This window comes from Streptomyces sp. B1866 (assembly GCF_031932565.1).
Lineage (GTDB): Bacteria > Actinomycetota > Actinomycetes > Streptomycetales > Streptomycetaceae > Streptomyces.
This window is the reverse complement of the sequence record NZ_JAVSCF010000143.1, coordinates 1-16,278: the sequence shown is the minus strand read 5'-3', so window position 1 is coordinate 16,278 and position 16,278 is coordinate 1. Positions and strand designations below refer to the sequence as shown.

At 74.4% G+C, this 16,278-nt stretch carries 14 protein-coding genes; 11 read left to right on the top strand and 3 right to left on the bottom strand.

The genetic code is table 11. The features are described 5' to 3' along the window. Window positions 1-195: 195 nt before the first annotated feature. The 7 genes from RKE29_RS18805 (at window position 196) to RKE29_RS18775 (ending at window position 8,907) form a co-directional block, all read left to right on the top strand. On the top strand, window positions 196-1,542 hold the full coding sequence (locus RKE29_RS18805) for an amidohydrolase (protein ID WP_312006592.1): 1,347 nt from the start codon (window positions 196-198) through the stop codon (window positions 1,540-1,542). 238 nt (window positions 1,543-1,780) lie between these two features. Then, entirely contained in the window at window positions 1,781-2,812 is a 1,032-nt protein-coding gene (locus RKE29_RS18800; RefSeq protein WP_312006591.1) for a BMP family ABC transporter substrate-binding protein, read from the top strand. A 139-nt stretch (window positions 2,813-2,951) separates the two neighbouring features. Further along, a complete protein-coding gene (locus RKE29_RS18795) occupies window positions 2,952-4,595 on the top strand; it encodes an ABC transporter ATP-binding protein (RefSeq protein WP_312006595.1) in 1,644 nt (547 codons plus the stop codon). Next, window positions 4,592-5,734 carry an ABC transporter permease gene (locus tag RKE29_RS18790; RefSeq protein WP_312006590.1) on the top strand — a complete coding sequence of 381 codons (1,143 nt, stop codon included), beginning with the start codon at window positions 4,592-4,594 and terminating at the stop codon, window positions 5,732-5,734. Before RKE29_RS18795 ends, RKE29_RS18790 begins: the two co-directional genes overlap by 4 nt. After that, complete coding sequence (locus RKE29_RS18785; RefSeq protein ID WP_312006589.1) at window positions 5,731-7,014, top strand: ABC transporter permease; 1,284 nt, start codon at window positions 5,731-5,733, stop codon at window positions 7,012-7,014. Before RKE29_RS18790 ends, RKE29_RS18785 begins: the two co-directional genes overlap by 4 nt. Window positions 7,015-7,114: 100 nt before the next feature. After that, window positions 7,115-7,468 carry a cytidine deaminase gene (locus RKE29_RS18780; protein ID WP_312006594.1) on the top strand — a complete coding sequence of 118 codons (354 nt, stop codon included), beginning with the start codon at window positions 7,115-7,117 and terminating at the stop codon, window positions 7,466-7,468. A gap of 161 nt (window positions 7,469-7,629) precedes the next feature. Then, on the top strand, window positions 7,630-8,907 hold the full coding sequence (locus tag RKE29_RS18775; RefSeq protein ID WP_312006588.1) for a thymidine phosphorylase: 1,278 nt from the start codon (window positions 7,630-7,632) through the stop codon (window positions 8,905-8,907). Here the strand turns inward: RKE29_RS18775 and RKE29_RS18770 are convergent. Beyond that, window positions 8,870-9,868, bottom strand: a complete 999-nt coding sequence (locus RKE29_RS18770) for a DUF1731 domain-containing protein (RefSeq protein ID WP_312006587.1) — start codon at window positions 9,866-9,868, stop codon at window positions 8,870-8,872. The genes RKE29_RS18775 and RKE29_RS18770 overlap by 38 nt on opposite strands. A gap of 212 nt (window positions 9,869-10,080) precedes the next feature. Here RKE29_RS18770 and RKE29_RS18765 point away from each other — a divergent pair, with 212 nt between their 5' ends. Continuing rightward, on the top strand, window positions 10,081-10,683 hold the full coding sequence (locus RKE29_RS18765; protein ID WP_312006586.1) for a Uma2 family endonuclease: 603 nt from the start codon (window positions 10,081-10,083) through the stop codon (window positions 10,681-10,683). An 18-nt stretch (window positions 10,684-10,701) separates the two neighbouring features. Here RKE29_RS18765 and RKE29_RS18760 read toward each other — a convergent pair whose 3' ends face one another. Next, window positions 10,702-11,952, bottom strand: a complete 1,251-nt coding sequence (locus RKE29_RS18760; RefSeq protein WP_312006585.1) for an MFS transporter — start codon at window positions 11,950-11,952, stop codon at window positions 10,702-10,704. Between the two features lie 63 nt (window positions 11,953-12,015). On the opposite strand from RKE29_RS18760, the gene RKE29_RS18755 reads away from it, so the two are divergent. Beyond that, window positions 12,016-13,002, top strand: coding sequence for a LysR family transcriptional regulator (locus RKE29_RS18755; RefSeq protein ID WP_312006584.1), 987 nt, complete (start codon window positions 12,016-12,018; stop codon window positions 13,000-13,002). Between the two features lie 118 nt (window positions 13,003-13,120). Here RKE29_RS18755 and RKE29_RS18750 read toward each other — a convergent pair whose 3' ends face one another. Continuing rightward, complete coding sequence (locus RKE29_RS18750) at window positions 13,121-13,864, bottom strand: alpha/beta hydrolase (RefSeq protein ID WP_312006593.1); 744 nt, start codon at window positions 13,862-13,864, stop codon at window positions 13,121-13,123. A gap of 599 nt (window positions 13,865-14,463) precedes the next feature. Here RKE29_RS18750 and RKE29_RS18745 point away from each other — a divergent pair. Both RKE29_RS18745 and RKE29_RS18740 read left to right on the top strand, forming a co-directional pair. After that, the gene (locus RKE29_RS18745) at window positions 14,464-15,630 is read left to right on the top strand and encodes an adenosine deaminase (RefSeq protein ID WP_312006583.1); all 1,167 of its coding nucleotides are present in this window, start codon (window positions 14,464-14,466) and stop codon (window positions 15,628-15,630) included. Between the two features lie 122 nt (window positions 15,631-15,752). Next, on the top strand, window positions 15,753-16,142 hold the full coding sequence (locus RKE29_RS18740) for a hypothetical protein (protein ID WP_312006582.1): 390 nt from the start codon (window positions 15,753-15,755) through the stop codon (window positions 16,140-16,142). The last annotated feature ends 136 nt before the right edge of the window (window positions 16,143-16,278 follow it).

Sequence of the window (16,278 nt, the reverse complement as noted above, 5' to 3'; positions counted from 1 at the left end):
GCGCGGCGTCCCGCGAGCCCGCCCCGGGGGACGCACCCCCTTGGCGGCCACTCAAGTGACGTACCTCACACAACACCCGCGCCCGGTCCCTGACGAGGAAGATCAAGTGGCCGGTCCCGCCCGCCGCGCGTCCGGCCGCCCGGCCGTGTGCGGAACGGCGACCGCCGGTCCGCCCGGCGTTCTACCCTTCATCGCGTGGAGCACCTGATCCCCCCGCCGCCGAGTGCCGCCCGCGCCGACGGCGCCGGGCTGCCCGGCGCGCTGGCCGAGGCGCTGCGCGCCGAGCTGGTCGCCTTCCGGCGCGACCTGCACATGCACCCCGAGCTGGGCGGCGAGGAGTTCCGTACCACCGACGCCCTCCGGGACCGGCTGGAGCGGGCCGGGCTCGCCCCGCGCGTGCTGCCGGGCGGCACCGGCCTGCTGTGCGACATCGGCGCCGCGCCCGCACCGGAGCCCGCCGCGCGGGAGGACGGCGGCGGCCGGGGCGGTCCGGCCGGGCGGCTCGCGCTGCGCGCGGACATCGACGCCCTGCCCATCCCCGACACCAAGGCCGTGCCCTACCGCTCCACCGTCCCGGACCGCGCGCACGCCTGCGGCCACGACGTGCACACCGCCGTCGTCCTCGGCGCGGGCCTGGTGCTGGCCGGTCTGGAGCGGGCGGGCCTGCTGCCGCGCCCGGTGCGGCTGCTGTTCCAGCCCGCCGAGGAGGTGCTGCCGGGCGGCGCCGTCGACGTGGTGGCGGCGGGCGCGCTGGAGGGCGTCGGCCGCATCCTCGCGGTGCACTGCGACCCGAAGGTCGAGGTCGGCCGCATCGGCCTGCGCACCGGCCCGCTGACCTCCGCGGTCGACCGCCTGGAGGTCGCCCTCGCCGGCCCCGGCGGGCACACCGCCCGCCCGCACCTGACCACCGACCTGGTGACCGCCGCCGCCCGGGTGGCCACCGACGTGCCCGCGCTGCTGGCCCGCCGCGTCGACACCCGCTCGGGCCTCGCGGTCACCTGGGGCCTGCTCCAGACCGGCCACGCCTGCAACGTCATACCGCAGCGCGCCGAGCTGGCCGGCACGGTCCGCTGCCTGACCCTGCCCGCCTGGCGCGAGGCGCCCGGCCTGGTGCGGGCGGCGGTGGAGGAGGTCGCGCGGCTGCACGGGGCGGAGCCGGAGGTCCGCTACGTGCGCGGCGTGCCGCCGGTGGTCAACGAGCCGGACTCCACCGCGCTGCTGCGCCGCGCCATGGCCGCGCGGCGCGGGGCGGGCGCGGTGGAGGACACCGAGCAGAGCCTGGGCGGCGAGGACTTCTCCTGGTACCTGGAGCACGTGCCGGGCGCGATGGCCCGGCTCGGCGTGCGCGCCACGGGTGACACCGCCCCGCTCGACCTGCACTCCGGCGACTTCGACGCGGACGAGGACGCCATCGCGGTGGGGGTGGAGCTGCTGACCGCCGCGGCCCTGCTGGACGGGCCCCGCCCGGCGGACGGCGGCCTCGAAGGCCCTGCGGCGGCGAGCCGCGGCGCCGCCCGCGCGGCGGACCGGAGCGCCCCGTGACCCGGCGGCCGACAGACGCCCGCGCGCCGCAGCGGACCACAGGCCGGACAGCCCGGCAGGCCGGACAGGGCGAACCGGACGGCCGGGCCGGCCGGGCCGCGGGGAAGGGGGCGAGGCCCGCCGCACGACAATCCGATAACAGCTTCCGACTCAGCCTTTACCTGACATCTACGCGCGTATACGATGCCGCGCAAACCAGCGCCTCGCCAGGGCGTGTTCTAGCTCAGAGGGGACCCTCGTGCGCCGGGTAGCCACCATCGCCGCCGCGTGTTTCACCACCGCGGCACTCGCCTTCACCGCCACCGGGTGTGGCAGCAGCTCCGAGGAGGGCGGCAAGGACCAGGGCGTCGGCCTCGCCTACGACGTGGGCGGGCGCGGCGACCACTCGTTCAACGACTCCGCCGCCCAGGGCTATGACAAGGCCCTGAAGGACTTCAAGATCAAGGGCAAGGAGATGACGGCCAAGGACGGCGACACCGACGCCGACCGCTACCAGAAGCTCGCCGACCTCGCCGAGGCGGGCTTCAACCCCGTCGTCGCCGTCGGCTACGCCTACACCCCCGCCCTCACCAAGGCCGCCCAGCGGTACAAGGACACCGACTTCGCGATCATCGACTCGGTGGTCGACCTGCCCAACGTCGCCAGCCTGGTCTCCGCCGAGCAGGAGGGCTCCTACCTGGCCGGCGTCGCGGCCGGCCTGAAGACGAAGACCGACAAGGTCGGCTTCATCGGCGGCACCAACAGCGCGCTGATCAAGAAGTTCGCGGGCGGCTTCCAGCAGGGGCTGAAGGACACCAACGCCAAGGCCACCCTGGACGTCCAGTGGGTGGACCCGACGCCCAAGGGCTTCGGCCTCCCCGACCGCGGCAAGGACATCGCCGAGGGCATGCTGGCCGGCGGCGTGGACGTCATCTACTCCGCGGCCGGCGGCTCCGGCGTCGGCGCCATCGAGGCCACGGCCAAGAAGAAGGGCGCCTGGTCGATCGGCGTCGACGGCGACCAGTACTACGACAAGGGCCTCGCCCCCTACCGGCACGCCATCCTGACCTCCATGGTCAAGAACGTGAACGGCTCGGTCTACGACTACGTCAAGAGCGTCGTGCAGGCCAAGAAGCCCGAGACCGGCGTGCAGACCTACGACCTGAAGAAGGGCGGCGTCGCGCTGTCGTACTCCGGCGGCTTCCTCGACGACGTCAAGCCGAAGATCGAGGCCGCCCAGCAGAAGATCGTCGCCGGCGAGATCAAGGTGACCGACACCTACAAGGACTGACCGCCGCCGAGCACCCGGCCACCCGCACGCCGCCCGGTCCCCCCGCCGGGCCCGTCGGACCGGCGGACGCCCGCACCGTCCGCCCGTCCGCGGCCACCCCCACGGCCACGCACCACCCCCTCGCCACCTGGAGTGCGCCATCAAAGCCGCCAGCGCCCCCGCGGGCGCCCCAGCCGCCGACGTCTCCGGCGTCGCCGTAGAACTCCGCGGAATCACCAAGAGGTTCCCCGGCGTCGTCGCCAACCACGACATCCACCTCACCGTGCGCCGCGGCACCGTGCACGCCCTCGTCGGCGAGAACGGCGCGGGCAAGTCCACGCTGATGAAGATCCTGTACGGGATGCAGCGCCCCGACGAGGGCACCGTCGCCATCGACGGCCAGGCGGCCGAACTGCACTCCCCGGCCGACGCGATCGCCCGCGGCGTCGGCATGGTCCACCAGCACTTCATGCTCGCCGACAACTTCACCGTGCTGGAGAACGTCGTCCTCGGCGCCGAGAAGGCGTACGGCATCGGCGCCCGCGCCCGCGCCCGGATCCGCGAGATCTCCGACGCGTACGGGCTGAACGTACGCCCCGACGCGTACGTGGAGGACCTCGGCGTCGCCGACCGCCAGCGCGTGGAGATCCTCAAGGTCCTCTACCGGGGCGCCCGCACGCTGATCCTGGACGAGCCGACCGCCGTCCTGGTCCCGCAGGAGGTCGACGCCCTGTTCGACAACCTCCGGGAGCTGACGGCCGAGGGCCTGACGGTGCTGTTCATCTCCCACAAGCTGGGCGAGGTGCTGTCGGTGGCCGACGACATCACCGTCATACGCCGCGGCACCACCGTGGCCTCCGTCGTCCCCGCCGAGACCACCCCGCGGCAGCTCGCCGAGCTGATGGTCGGCAGCGAACTGCCCTCGCCGGAGACCCGCGAGTCCACCGTCACCGACATCCCCGTACTGCGCGTCGAGGGGCTGCGGCTGGCCACCACCGACGTGGACGGCGTCGAGCGGGCCGTGCTGGACGGCGTCGACCTGGTCATCCGCAAGGGCGAGGTGCTGGGCATCGCCGGCGTGGAGGGCAACGGCCAGGCCGAACTGGTCGAGGCGATCATGGGCATGCGCGGCCCGGACGCCGGCACCGTCACCCTCGACGGCGCCGACATCAGCCACGCCCCCACCCGCAGGCGCCGCGAGGGCGGTATCGGCTACATCCCCGAGGACCGCCACCGGCACGGCCTGCTGCTGGACGCCCCGCTGTGGGAGAACCGCATGCTCGGCCACGTCACCGAGCCGCCCAACAGCCGCCGCGGCCTGCTCGACCCGGGCGCCGCCCGCCGCGACACCGAGCGCGTCGTCGCCGCGTACGACGTGCGCACGCCCGGCATCGACGTCACCGCCGGGTCGCTGTCCGGCGGCAACCAGCAGAAGCTGATCGTCGGCCGCGAGATGAGCCACCGCCCCAAGCTGCTCATCGCCGCGCACCCCACCCGGGGCGTGGACGTCGGCGCCCAGGCGCAGATCTGGGACCAGATCCGCGCCGCGCGCCGCGAGGGCCTGGCCGTGCTGCTGATCTCCGCCGACCTCGACGAGCTGATCGGCCTGTCCGACACGCTGCGCGTGATGTACCGGGGGCGGCTGGTGGCCGACGCCGACCCGGCCGCCATCACGCCCGAGGAGCTGGGCTCGGCCATGACGGGCGCGGCGACCGGCCGCCTCCAGCCGCCGCCCGCGCCCGCACCACCGGAATCCGGCGAGCCCGGGACCGGGACCGAAGCGGCCGACGGAGGTGCCCGATGACCCGGCTCGACGCGGCCCGCAAGAGGTTCGCCCTCGACAGGGAGCGGGTGCTGCTCGCGGTCGCGGCGCCGGTGCTGGCGCTCGCCGCCGCCTTCCTGCTGACCGCGCTGGTGCTGGCCGCCACCGGCAAGCAGCCGTTCAACGCCTTCGGCGTGATGGCCGACTACGGCCTGAAGTCCGACAGCCAGGTCTACATCCTCAACAAGGCGACCACCTACTACCTCGCGGGCCTGGCCGTGGCCGTCGGCTTCCGGATGAACCTGTTCAACATCGGCGTCGACGGCCAGTACCGGCTCGCGGCCTTCCTCGCCGCCGTGCTGGGCGGCGCGCTGACCCTGCCCGGCGCCCTCCAGATCCCGCTGATCATCCTCGTCGCGATGCTCACCGGCGCGCTGTGGGCGTCGGTCGCGGGCCTGCTGAAGGTCTACCGGGGTGTCAGCGAGGTCATCAGCACTATCATGCTCAACGCCCTGGCCACCTCGCTGATCAGCTACCTGCTGGTGGACGGGCGGCTGGCCGTGCTGGACCGGCAGACCAACATCGTCTCCACCGACCCGCTGCCCTCCTCCAGCCACTTCTTCACCTTCCCCGCGGGCGCCGGCCTGGACCCGGTGTGGGGCTTCATCGTCGTGGCCGCCGCCGCGGGCGCCGCGTACTGGTTCCTGCTGGGCCGCACCCGCTTCGGCTTCGACCTGCGCGCCGTGGGCCGCTCGGAGTCCGCCGCCCAGGCCAGCGGCGTCGACGTCCGGCGCATGGTGCTCGCCAGCATGGCCCTGTCCGGCGCCACCGCGGGCCTGGTCGGCATGCCGACCCTGCTCAACGACACCCACCAGTTCACCTCGGACTTCCCCACCGGCCTCGGCTTCACCGGAATCGCCATCGCGCTGCTCGGCCGCAACAACCCGGTCGGCATAGCGCTGGCCGCCCTGCTGTGGGCGTTCCTCGAACGCGGCGGCAACCGCCTGGAGTTCGAGAACTACGACAAGGAGATCGTCGGCGTGATGCAGGGCGTCATCGTGCTGTGCGTCGTCATCGCCTACGAACTGGTGCGCCGCTTCGGTCTGAAGCGCCAGCAGCAGCGGGTGGGCGCGGAACTCGCCGCCCAGGCCCGTACCGCGGGCAAGGAGGTGACGGCATGACCGCCACCGCCGCCCCGGCCCGTACCCCGAAGGCCGCCCCGGCCCGCCGCCGCATGACCTTCGCCACGGCGCTGCTGCTGCTGGCCGCCGCGCTGGTCGTGCTGTCGGTCGTCCGCGAGCTGGTCTCCGCCCGCGACCAGGGCGCGTTCGACAGCATCACCTCCTCCGGGCAGGTGGCCGCCGCCCTGTCCATGGCCGTGCCCATCGGCCTCGCCGGGCTCGGCGGGCTGTGGGCCGAGCGGGCCGGGGTGGTGAACATCGGCCTTGAGGGCATGATGGTCCTCGGCACGTTCTTCGGCGCCTGGGCGGGCTACCAGACCAGCCCCTGGGTCGGCGTGCTCGCCGGAGTCCTCGGCGGCGCGGTCGGCGGCCTGGTGCACGCCGTCGCCACCGTCACCTTCGGCGTCGACCACATCATCTCCGGCGTCGCCATCAACATCCTCGCCCTCGGCGCCACCACCTACCTCGCCAAGCGCTGGTTCGAACCGCTCGCCGACCAGGGCGGCAGCCCCAAGCAGTCGCCGCAGGTCGGGGACATCCAGGACGTGACCGTGCCGGGCCTGTCCGACTGGCTCGCGGACGTGGAGAAGCACCACTGGTTCTTCGTCTCCGACCTCGCGGGGCTGCTCGGCGGCCTGGTCACCGACATCTCCACCCTGACGATCGTGTCCATCGCGCTCGTCGTCGGCACGTTCTTCGTGCTGTGGAAGACCTCCTTCGGCCTGCGCCTGCGGTCCTGCGGCGAGAACCCGACGGCCGCGGAGTCCCTCGGCGTCAACGTCTACCTGTACAAGTACGCGGCCGTGACCGTCTCCGGCGCGCTGGCCGGACTCGGCGGCGTCTTCCTCGCCCTGGTCCGCTCGCACATCTACAACGAGGGGCAGACCGGCGGCCGCGGCTACATCGGCCTGGCCGCCATGCTCTTCGGCAACTGGCGGCCGGGCGGCCTGGCCCTGGGCGCGGGCCTGTTCGGCTACTCCGACGCCCTCCAGCTGCGCAACGGCGGCGCGACCGTGCACGCCCTGCTGCTGCTCGCCGCCATCGGCCTCGCCGCGCTCGCCGCCTGGCGGCTGTACCGGGGCGCCCGGGTGGCGGCGGCGGTGTGCGCGGGCGCCACGGCGCTGCTCGTCGTGTGGTACGCGCTGACGGACACGGTGCCCAACGAACTGGTCAGCGCCACGCCGTACATTGTGACCCTGCTGGTCATGGGGCTGGCGGCGCAGCGCCTGCGGATGCCGAAGGCGGACGGCAGGCCGTACCGCAGAGGACAGGGAACCTAGCAGCTCGCCGCGACGGACGGGAAGGAACGGACCAGTGAGCGCACCCGCCCCCCTGGGGACCGGCGACTGGGAGGACCTGCGCGCGCGGGCCCGGGACGCGATGTCCCGGGCCTACGCCCCGTACTCGGACTTCCCCGTGGGCGCCGCCGCCCTCGTGGACGACGGCCGCACGGTCACCGGCTGCAACGTGGAGAACGCGGCGTACGGCGTGGCGCTGTGCGCCGAGTGCGGCCTGGTGTCCGCCCTGGTGGCCTCCGGCGGCGGCCGCCTGGTCGCGTTCACCTGCTGCGACCGCCGGGGCACGGTGCTGATGCCGTGCGGCCGCTGCCGCCAGCTGCTGTGGGAGCACGGCGGCCCGGACCTGGCGGTGGACACCCGCTCCGGGGTGCGCAGGCTCGCGGAGCTGCTGCCGGACGCGTTCGGGCCCGAGGACCTGGAGCGCGTGCGAGGCTGACCGGGACCGCGCCCGCCCCCGTGAGCCCGTACGCCCCGGAACCCGGACGTATGCGGAACCCGGACGTACGCACGCGGAACCCGGACGCGCGCGGGCCCCCGAGCCGCCCGCCGCCCGCCGCCCGAGGAGAGCCACCCCCACCCGCAGAAAGGCCGTGACCCATGGACGCCATCTCCGTTATCCGCACCAAGCGCGACGGCGGCCGCCTGACCGACGCCCAGATCGACTGGGTGGTGGCCGCCTACACGCGCGGGGAGGTGGCCGACGAGCAGATGTCCGCCCTCGCCATGGCCGTCCTCCTCAACGGCATGGACCGGGCCGAGATCGCCCGGTGGACCGCCGCGATGATCGCCAGCGGCGAGCGCATGGACTTCTCCGCCCTGCCCCGCCCCACCGCGGACAAGCACTCGACGGGCGGCGTCGGCGACAAGATCACCCTGCCGCTGACCCCCCTGCTGGCCGCCTGCGGCGCGGCCGTGCCGCAGCTGTCCGGCCGGGGTCTGGGCCACACCGGCGGCACGCTGGACAAGCTGGAGTCCATCCCCGGCTGGCGGTCGGAGGTCACCCGCGCGGAGATGGCCGCCTTCCTGCGCGACCCCGGCTGCGTGATCTGCGCGGCCACCGAGGACCTGGCCCCCGCCGACCGCAAGCTGTACCGGCTGCGCGACGTGACCGGCACGGTCGAGTCCATTCCGCTGATCGCCTCCTCGATCATGTCGAAGAAGATCGCGGAGGGTACGGGCGCGCTGGTGCTCGACGTGAAGGTGGGCACCGGCGCCTTCATGAAGGAGTTCGCCGACGCGCGTGAGCTGGCGGCCACGATGGTGAGCCTGGGCGAGGACCACGGCGTGCGGACCAGCGCCCTGATCACCGGCATGTCCACGCCGCTGGGCCGCACGGCGGGCAACGCGCTGGAGGTGCGCGAGGCCGTGGAGGTGCTGGCCGGCGGCGGCCCGGCCGACGTGGTCGAGCTGACCCTGGCGCTGGCCCGCGAGGCTCTGGACCTGGCCGGCCTGACGGCCGCCGACCCGGCGAAGGCGCTGGCCGACGGCTCCGCGATGGACCGCTGGCGCCGCCTGGTCACCGCCCACGGCGGCGACCCGGACGCGCCCCTGCCGGCGGCCCGCGAGCGGCACGTGCTGACCGCCGAGGCCACGGGCGTGGTCACCCGCGTGGACGCCTACGCGGTCGGCGTGGCCGCCTGGCGCCTGGGCGCGGGCCGTACCCGCAAGGAGGACCCGGTCCAGCCGGGCGCGGGCGTGGAGCTGCACGCCAGGCCCGGCGACCGGATCACGGCGGGCAGCCCGCTGCTGACGCTGCACACGGACACGCCGGAGCGGTTCGGATACGCGCTCCAGGCGCTGGACGGCGGCGTCACCATCGCCCCGGACCCGGCCGGCTTCACCCCGGAACCGCTGATCCTGGACCGGGTGGGCTGACCTCGCGCGAGGCGCGGCCGGGCCGGCGCCGGGCCCGCCCCACCAGGTCGGCCGCCGCCTGCGGCCAGTCGGGGAAGTCGAAGCCGAACCCGGCCTCCCGCAGCCTGCCCGGCACGACGCGGCGGCTCTTCAGCAGCAGCTCCGTGTCGGAGCGCAGCGCGAACGCGCCGATCTCGGCCATCCACCGGGTCGCGGGCAGCCCGACCGGCACACCCCACGCGGCTCGCAGCGCCCGCATCAGCTCCCGCTGGGGCAGCGGCCCGGGGGCGGCGAGGTTCACCGGCCCCGCGAGGTCGTCGCGGGCGACCAGGAACTCGACGGCCCGCACGAAGTCCCGGTCGTGGATCCACGACACGTACTGCCTGCCGCCCGCGACCGGCCCGCCGAGGCCGAGCCGGGCCAGCCACGACAGGACGTCGAAGACGCCGCCGCGGTCGGGACTCATCACCATGGCCGACCGCAGGGCGACCTTGCGGGTGCGGGGGGTCGCCGCCCGCTCCTGGACCCGCTCCCAGTTCCGGGCGATGTCGACGCTGTACGCCCAGTACTCCGGCACCCCGGGCTCCGTACCGCCGAGCACGCCGGTGGCCTCGTCGTGCGGGGCGTCGTAGCGGTGGGCGTAGATGGTGGCGGTGCTCATCTGGAGCCAGACCCGGGGCGGCCGGGCGGCCGCCTCGATCGCCCGGCCCACGACCCACGCGGAGTCGACCCGCGAGTTCATCATCTCCTGGAGGTTGGCCGGGGTGTAGCGGCAGCTGACGCTGCGCCCGGCCAGGTTGATCACGACATCGCTGCCGTCGACGGCCTCGGCCCACGGGCCCAGCGTCTCGCCGTCCCACCGCACCTCGCCGTCGCGCACCGGCTGCCTGGTCAGGACCACCACCTGGTGGCCCGCGGCGGCCAGCGCGCGCCGCAGCACGCCGCCGACCTGACCGGTCCCACCGGGAATCACGATCTTCATCGGCCCCCCCGGGGCACTCGCTGTATGTACCAACGAGCCTAGCGGGCGGGTTTTCCCGGTGCCGCGCGGGTGCCATCGCCGTATCCGGTGTGACCGGTGGCGGATGTCGCCACGCGGGCCGACCGTGACCTATCAGGGTGAACGGGAGCGATGGACCCGTGCGGCCCACATTCGGCATGCTGGTATCGGTGCCACCGAGCGAGGAGACCGCCATGAGCGCACTCACTGTCGACCACATCTCGGCCACGGGCCGCGACGAGTGGGACGACCTCGTCCGTCTCTCCAGGGAGCCGGGCTTTCCTGAGGGCTGCAAGGTGGAGATCATCGAGGGGATCATCACCGTGGCACCGCCGCCCAGCAACAACCACAACCGCATCGCCGACAAGGTGCAGCGCCGTCTGTACAGCGTGATTCCCGAGGACTGGGGCATCTTCCAGACCCTCGGAGTCATCCAGCCCGCGCACCGGAACCTCTACATCCCCGACCTGGCCGTGGTCCCGCACGCCGCCTTGGACGCGCTGGGCCCGTCGGGAGACTACGCTCCGCTCACCGACGCCGAACTGGTCGTCGAGATCACCTCGAAGTCCAACGCGCGCCACGACCGCAAGGAAAAGCTCGCCGGGTACGCCCGCGCGGGCGTACCGCTCTACCTGCTCGTGGACGCGTGGGTGCGCGGCGGACCGGTCGTCACGCTCTTCGGCAACCCGGAGAGCCACATCTACCAGGTCTTGCAGACGGTGGGCTTCGGCAAGGAGATCCACCTGCCGAAGCCCTTCGACCTCACGCTCGACACCGCCATCTTCCCGGTCGACTGAGACCTGCGGTCCCAGGCCCTACCGCATGGCCCGCCGCGTCGCGTACAGCGTGATCCCCGCCGCCACCGCCATCGCCGCCAGGCCCAGCGCCACCGTCGCCGGCCAGCCCGCCGCCCGGAACGCCGCCGCGCCCAGCGCGCCGCCCGCGCTGCTGCCCAGGTAGTACGCGGCCTGGTAGAGCGCCGACGCCTGCGCGCGGCCCGTCGTGGCCGTGCGGCTGACCGCCGACGAGGCGGCCGCGTGGCCGGTGAAGAAGCCCGCCGTGATGAGGACCAGGCCCGCCAGGACGGCCCCCAGCGAGGCGGCCAGTGTCAGCAGCAGGCCCGCCGCCGTGGTGGCCACCGCCAGGTACAGCGCGCCGCGGCGGCCCCAGCGGCCGACCACGCGGCCGGTCGCCGCCGAGGAGACCGTGCCCACCAGGTAGATGAGGAAGACCGAGCCGACGACGCCCTGCGGCAGCGAGAAGGGCGCGTCGACCAGCCGGTAGCCGATCACCGTGTACACCGCGCCGAAGACCGTCATGAACAGCGCGCCGATCGCGAACAGGCGGCACAGCACCGGGTTCGACAGGTGCCCGGCGACCGTGCGCGCCACCGCGCGCGGGCCGACCGGCGCCGGGGTGAAGTGCCGCGCGGGAGGCAGCAGCGCGCGGAAGACCGCCACCGCCGCCACCGCCATCAGCCCCACCGCGCCCAGCGCCGCCCGCCAGCCCCAGGCCTCGGCCACCCACCCGGCCACCACCCGGCCCGACATGCCGCCGATGCTGTTGCCCGCCACGAACAGGCCCACCGCGCCCACCAGCGCCCTCGGCCGCACCTCCTCCGCCAGGTACGCCATCGCCGACGCGGGCAGCCCGGCCAGCGCCACGCCCTGGACCGTACGCAGCGCGATCAGCCAGCCGAGGCCGGGCGCGAACGGCGCGAGCAGCCCGAGCAGCGCGGCGACCGTCAGCGACGCGGTCATCACCGCCCGCCGCCCGAACCGCTCGGACAGCGCGCTCAGCGGCAGCACGGCCAGGGCCAGGCCGCCCGTGGCCGCCGACACCGACCAGCTCGCCTGGTCGGCCCGTACCCGCAGGTCGTCGGAGAGGGCGGGCAGCAGGGCCTGGGTGGAGTACAGCAGCGCGAAGGTGGCGACACCCGCCGCGAACAGGGCCAGGCTCATCCGGCGGTAGCCGGGCCCGCCCGGGCGCAGCCGGGTGTCGTCGACGGACTCGTGAACGGCGTCCACGGGGGTTCCCGTGGACGCCTTGGTATATGCAGCAGGCATACAGCGACCGTACGAACGCCGCCCCTCATGCGTCCAATGCACGGAATCCCCATAATCGTTCCCATGCAGCATCAGCCGAGGCCGGCGCCGCACTCGTCACGCGACGGCAACGAAAATGACAAACCCGTCACAGCGGACCTGGAGTCCGGCTCCTGGGCCACGGCCCTCACTCCCCGGCTCGCCCAGTTCGCCGCCGTCGCCCGCCACGAGCACGTCACCCGCGCCGCCCAGCAGCTCGGCGTGCCGCAGTCCACCGTCAGCCGCGCCATGGCCCGCCTCGAAGCCGACCTCGGCGTCACCCTCTTCGCCCGCCGCGGCCGCACCGTCGCGCTCACCCCGGCGGGCCGCACGTTCCTGCGCTCCGTCGAACGGGCCCTCGCCGAGGTCGAGCGCGCCGCCGAGTCCGTACGGGCCGACGCCGACCCGGCCGCGGGCCTGGTCGCCTTCGGCTTCCTGCACACCCTCGGCCCCGAGACCGTGCCCGGCCTGATCCGCGCCTTCCGCGCCGACCACCCGCGCGTGCGCTTCCAGCTCGTACAGAACTACGGCGAGTGGATGATCGAACGGCTGCGCGCCGGCGAGCTGGACCTCTGCCTCACCTCGCCACTGCCCGACGCCCCCGACCTCGTCGCCCGCCGCCTGGACGAACAGCGGCTGCGGCTGGTGGTCCCCGAGGACCACCGGCTGGCCACCCGGCGGCGCGTCCGGCTGGCCGAGGCCGCCCGCGAGCCGTTCGTCACCCTCGAACCGGGCTACGGCATGCGCCGCATCACCGACGCCCTGTGCGCCGAGGCGGGCTTCACCCCCCGCGTCGCCTTCGAGGGCGAGGAGGCGGAGACCCTGCGCGGCCTGGTCGCCGCGGGCCTGGGCGTGGCCCTCCTGCCCCCGCCCGCCGTGCCGCGCCCCGGCGTGGTGGAACTCTCGGTCACGGCGCCGCGCGCGGTGCGCGAGATCGGCGTCGCCTGGCTCGCCGGGCACCCGGACACGGCACCGGTGGCGGCCTTCAAACGCTTCGTCCTCAGCCGCCGGGGCCAGCTGCTGCCGCGCTGAGCGAACAGACCGGGCCGGGAGAGGCGGGAGCCTGGGGCGGAGAGGGACTGCCGGGTCGCGGAGCCCCCGGCCCCGCACGCCCACGAACCGGCGCACCCCACACACCCACCCCAGGCGCTCAGCGCCCCAGCGTCCGCCCGAACCCCGCCGCCAGCGGCATCCGCAGCCCCAGCGGCGGCGGCGCCGCCAGCGCGTCCGCGACCGGACGGGAGAAGTCCCGGCCGAACACCGCGCCCAGCAGGAAGTCGGCGGCCAGCGCCAGCACCTCGTCCCGGTACTGCCGCATCCGGTGCCCGTCCGCGTGCACCTCGAAGCGGCACACGCCCGGGTTCACGCTCTTGGCGCGCTCGGCGAACCGGTAGGAGTGCGCGGGCTCGGCCCGCGTGTCGTTCGTGCCGTGCACGATCAGCACCTGCCGCCCGACGAGCTGGCGCACCGGATCCGGATCGAACGCGGCCTGCCGCTCGGGCAGCCAGGGCCCGAGGGCCAGCACCGCGCACACCGCCGGGTGCCCCGCGGCCCGCAGCGCGGCGCGGCCGCCCATGCCCTGGCCGACCAGGCACACCGGTACGTCGCCGTAGCGGCGCACCACCTCCCGCACCGCCCAGGCGGCGTCCACGGCGAGATCCGCCGCCGTGCCGTTCCAGCCGCGGTGGCGGTAGTGCACCACGTGGGCCACCAGGCCCTCGTCGCGGGCAGCCCGGACCAGCCGCCGCGCGTACGGCCTGGGCCCGGCCAGCGCGAGCGCGGAGGGCCGCGCGGAGCCGCGCAGCGCCCCCTCGGGCAGCAGCAGGGCCACGCCGCGCGGGGTCCGGTCCGCCGCCCGCGCCCGCCAGACCCGGCCGAGCCGGGCTTCTCGCAGACCGTCCCCCGGCCCGCCGGAACCGACCTCGCCGGAACCGACCTCAGCGGAACGAGCCTCGCCAGAACCGACCCCTCCGGAACCGACCGCGCCAGAACCGACCCCGCCAGGAACGACCCCGCCAGATTCCGCCCCGCCGGAGCGCGGCCCGGCGACGTCCGCCCGACCCACCTCGTCCGCCTCGCCGACCTCACCCGCACCGGACCCGGCGAGACGCGCCCCACCCGCGCCCGCCCGTCCCGCGTCGGCCCGTCCCGCGCCCGCCCGTCCCGCGTCGGCCCGTCCCGCGTCGGCCCGTCCCGCACCCGTACGACCGGCGCCCGGCCGCCCGCCCCCGCCCGGGCCCGCCCGGCCAGGTTCCCGCGCCGCGTTCGTTCCCCCAGGTTCCCGCCCCGCTGTGTCCCGTCCCGGCAACGCTTCGTGAGCCATGCGGCAACCCTCCCAGAAGCCGGCGGGCGCGCCATCACCCGTTCGGTCACTGTTACATATCGGCGTAGCCGACACGCAGGCCACATCCCCGCACCCCGCCGCGCCAGACGCGCCGACCGCAGGCTCTACGCGCGTAGCAAAACGCCCGGAAAGAGGAGTATGGTGCCGAGATGACGACCGAGAACACCCCCGTGCCCACCTGGGAGCAGATCCGCCGCGCCCCGAAGGTGCTGCTGCACGACCACCTGGACGGCGGCCTGCGCCCCGCCACCGTCGTCGACCTCGCCCGCGAGACGGGCTACGCCGCGCTGCCCGAGACCGACCCCGACCGGCTCGGCCGCTGGTTCCAGGAGGCCGCCGACTCCGGCTCGCTGGAGCGCTACCTGGAGACCTTCGCGCACACCTGCGCCGTCATGCAGACGCCGGAGGCCCTGGCCCGGGTCGCCGCCGAGTGCGCCGAGGACCTGGCCGCCGACGGCGTCGTCTACGCCGAGGTCCGGTACGCGCCCGAGCAGCACCTCACGCGCGGGCTGACGCTGGAGCAGGTGGTCGAGGCGGTGAACGAGGGCTTCCGCGAGGGCGAGCGCCGGGCCGCGGCGGCCGGGCGGCGCATCCGCGTCGGCGCCCTGCTCACCGCCATGCGGCACGCCGCCCGCGCCCTGGAGATCGCCGAGCTGGCCAACCGCTACCGCGACGCGGGCGTCGTCGGCTTCGACATCGCGGGCGCCGAGGCCGGCTACCCGCCCACCCGGCACCTGGACGCCTTCGAGTACCTGAAGCGGGAGAACAACCACTTCACCATCCACGCGGGCGAGGCGTTCGGCCTGCCGTCCATCTGGCAGGCGCTCCAGTGGTGCGGCGCCGACCGGCTCGGCCACGGCGTGCGCATCATCGACGATATCCACGTGGACGACGACGGCACCGTGCGGCTCGGGCGGCTGGCCGAGTACGTACGGGACAAGCGCGTTCCGCTGGAGCTGTGCCCGACCTCGAACCTCCAGACCGGCGCCGCCCGCTCGTACGCCGAGCACCCGATCGGCCTGCTGCGCCGGCTGCTGTTCCGGGCGACGGTGAACACCGACAACCGCCTGATGAGCGGTACGAGCATGAGCACCGAATTCCAGCACCTCGTGTCGACCTTCGGCTACACGCTGGACGACATGCAGTGGTTCACGGTCAATGCCATGAAGTCGGCCTTCATTCCTTTTGATGAACGTCTGGCGATGATCAATGACGTCATCAAGCCGGGATACGCGGAGCTGAAGTCCGAATGGCTGTTCCGCCAGGTGGCGGGGGCATCGCCGGTAACCAGCGATTCCCCACCCGAAAACCGATAATCCTATCAACAGGGTGAATGGCTGAGCGCGCCTTTCCGGAACGCCGTCGGTGTTTGCGGGGGCCGGACCGAGTGGTTATTTTGCCTATCGGCTCAAGTCCCCCTCTCAAGGACAGAATTCTGATGAAGCAGGGAACCATCAAGACTCTCGGTATCGCCGTCCTCGCCGCCGCGGCGGTGGGCATGGGTGCCGGCAGCGCGTCCGCGACCTCCCACTCGAACGACCCGGCGGAAGGCATCAACGGTTTCGCCAGCCTGCTGAGCGACGGCCTCGCTCCGCACAAGGCGCGCGGCATCAACAACGAAATCCACGAGGCCATGGGCAAGGACCGCGCCGAGAAGCGGCAGCGGGTCGGCGACCTGGAGGCCGGGCAGACCGCGCAGCAGCGGCGGCAGCACCGCGAGGAGAAGGCGGCCCCCGCCGAGAACACCAAGCCGAACAACAAGGGCAACGCCGGGCTGCTCGGCGCCCTGCCGCTGAAGGGCCTCACCGGGGGCCTGCTGGGAGGCTGACTCCGCCCGGGCGCCCCCGCCGCGAGCAGGGCCCCCGCCGCGCACCAGGCGCTCCCGCCGCGCGGGCAGCCCCGGTGGGCCGTCCCGCCGCACCCGGCACCCGGCCGTCCAGCGCCGGGCCGCCGCGGGCCGGACC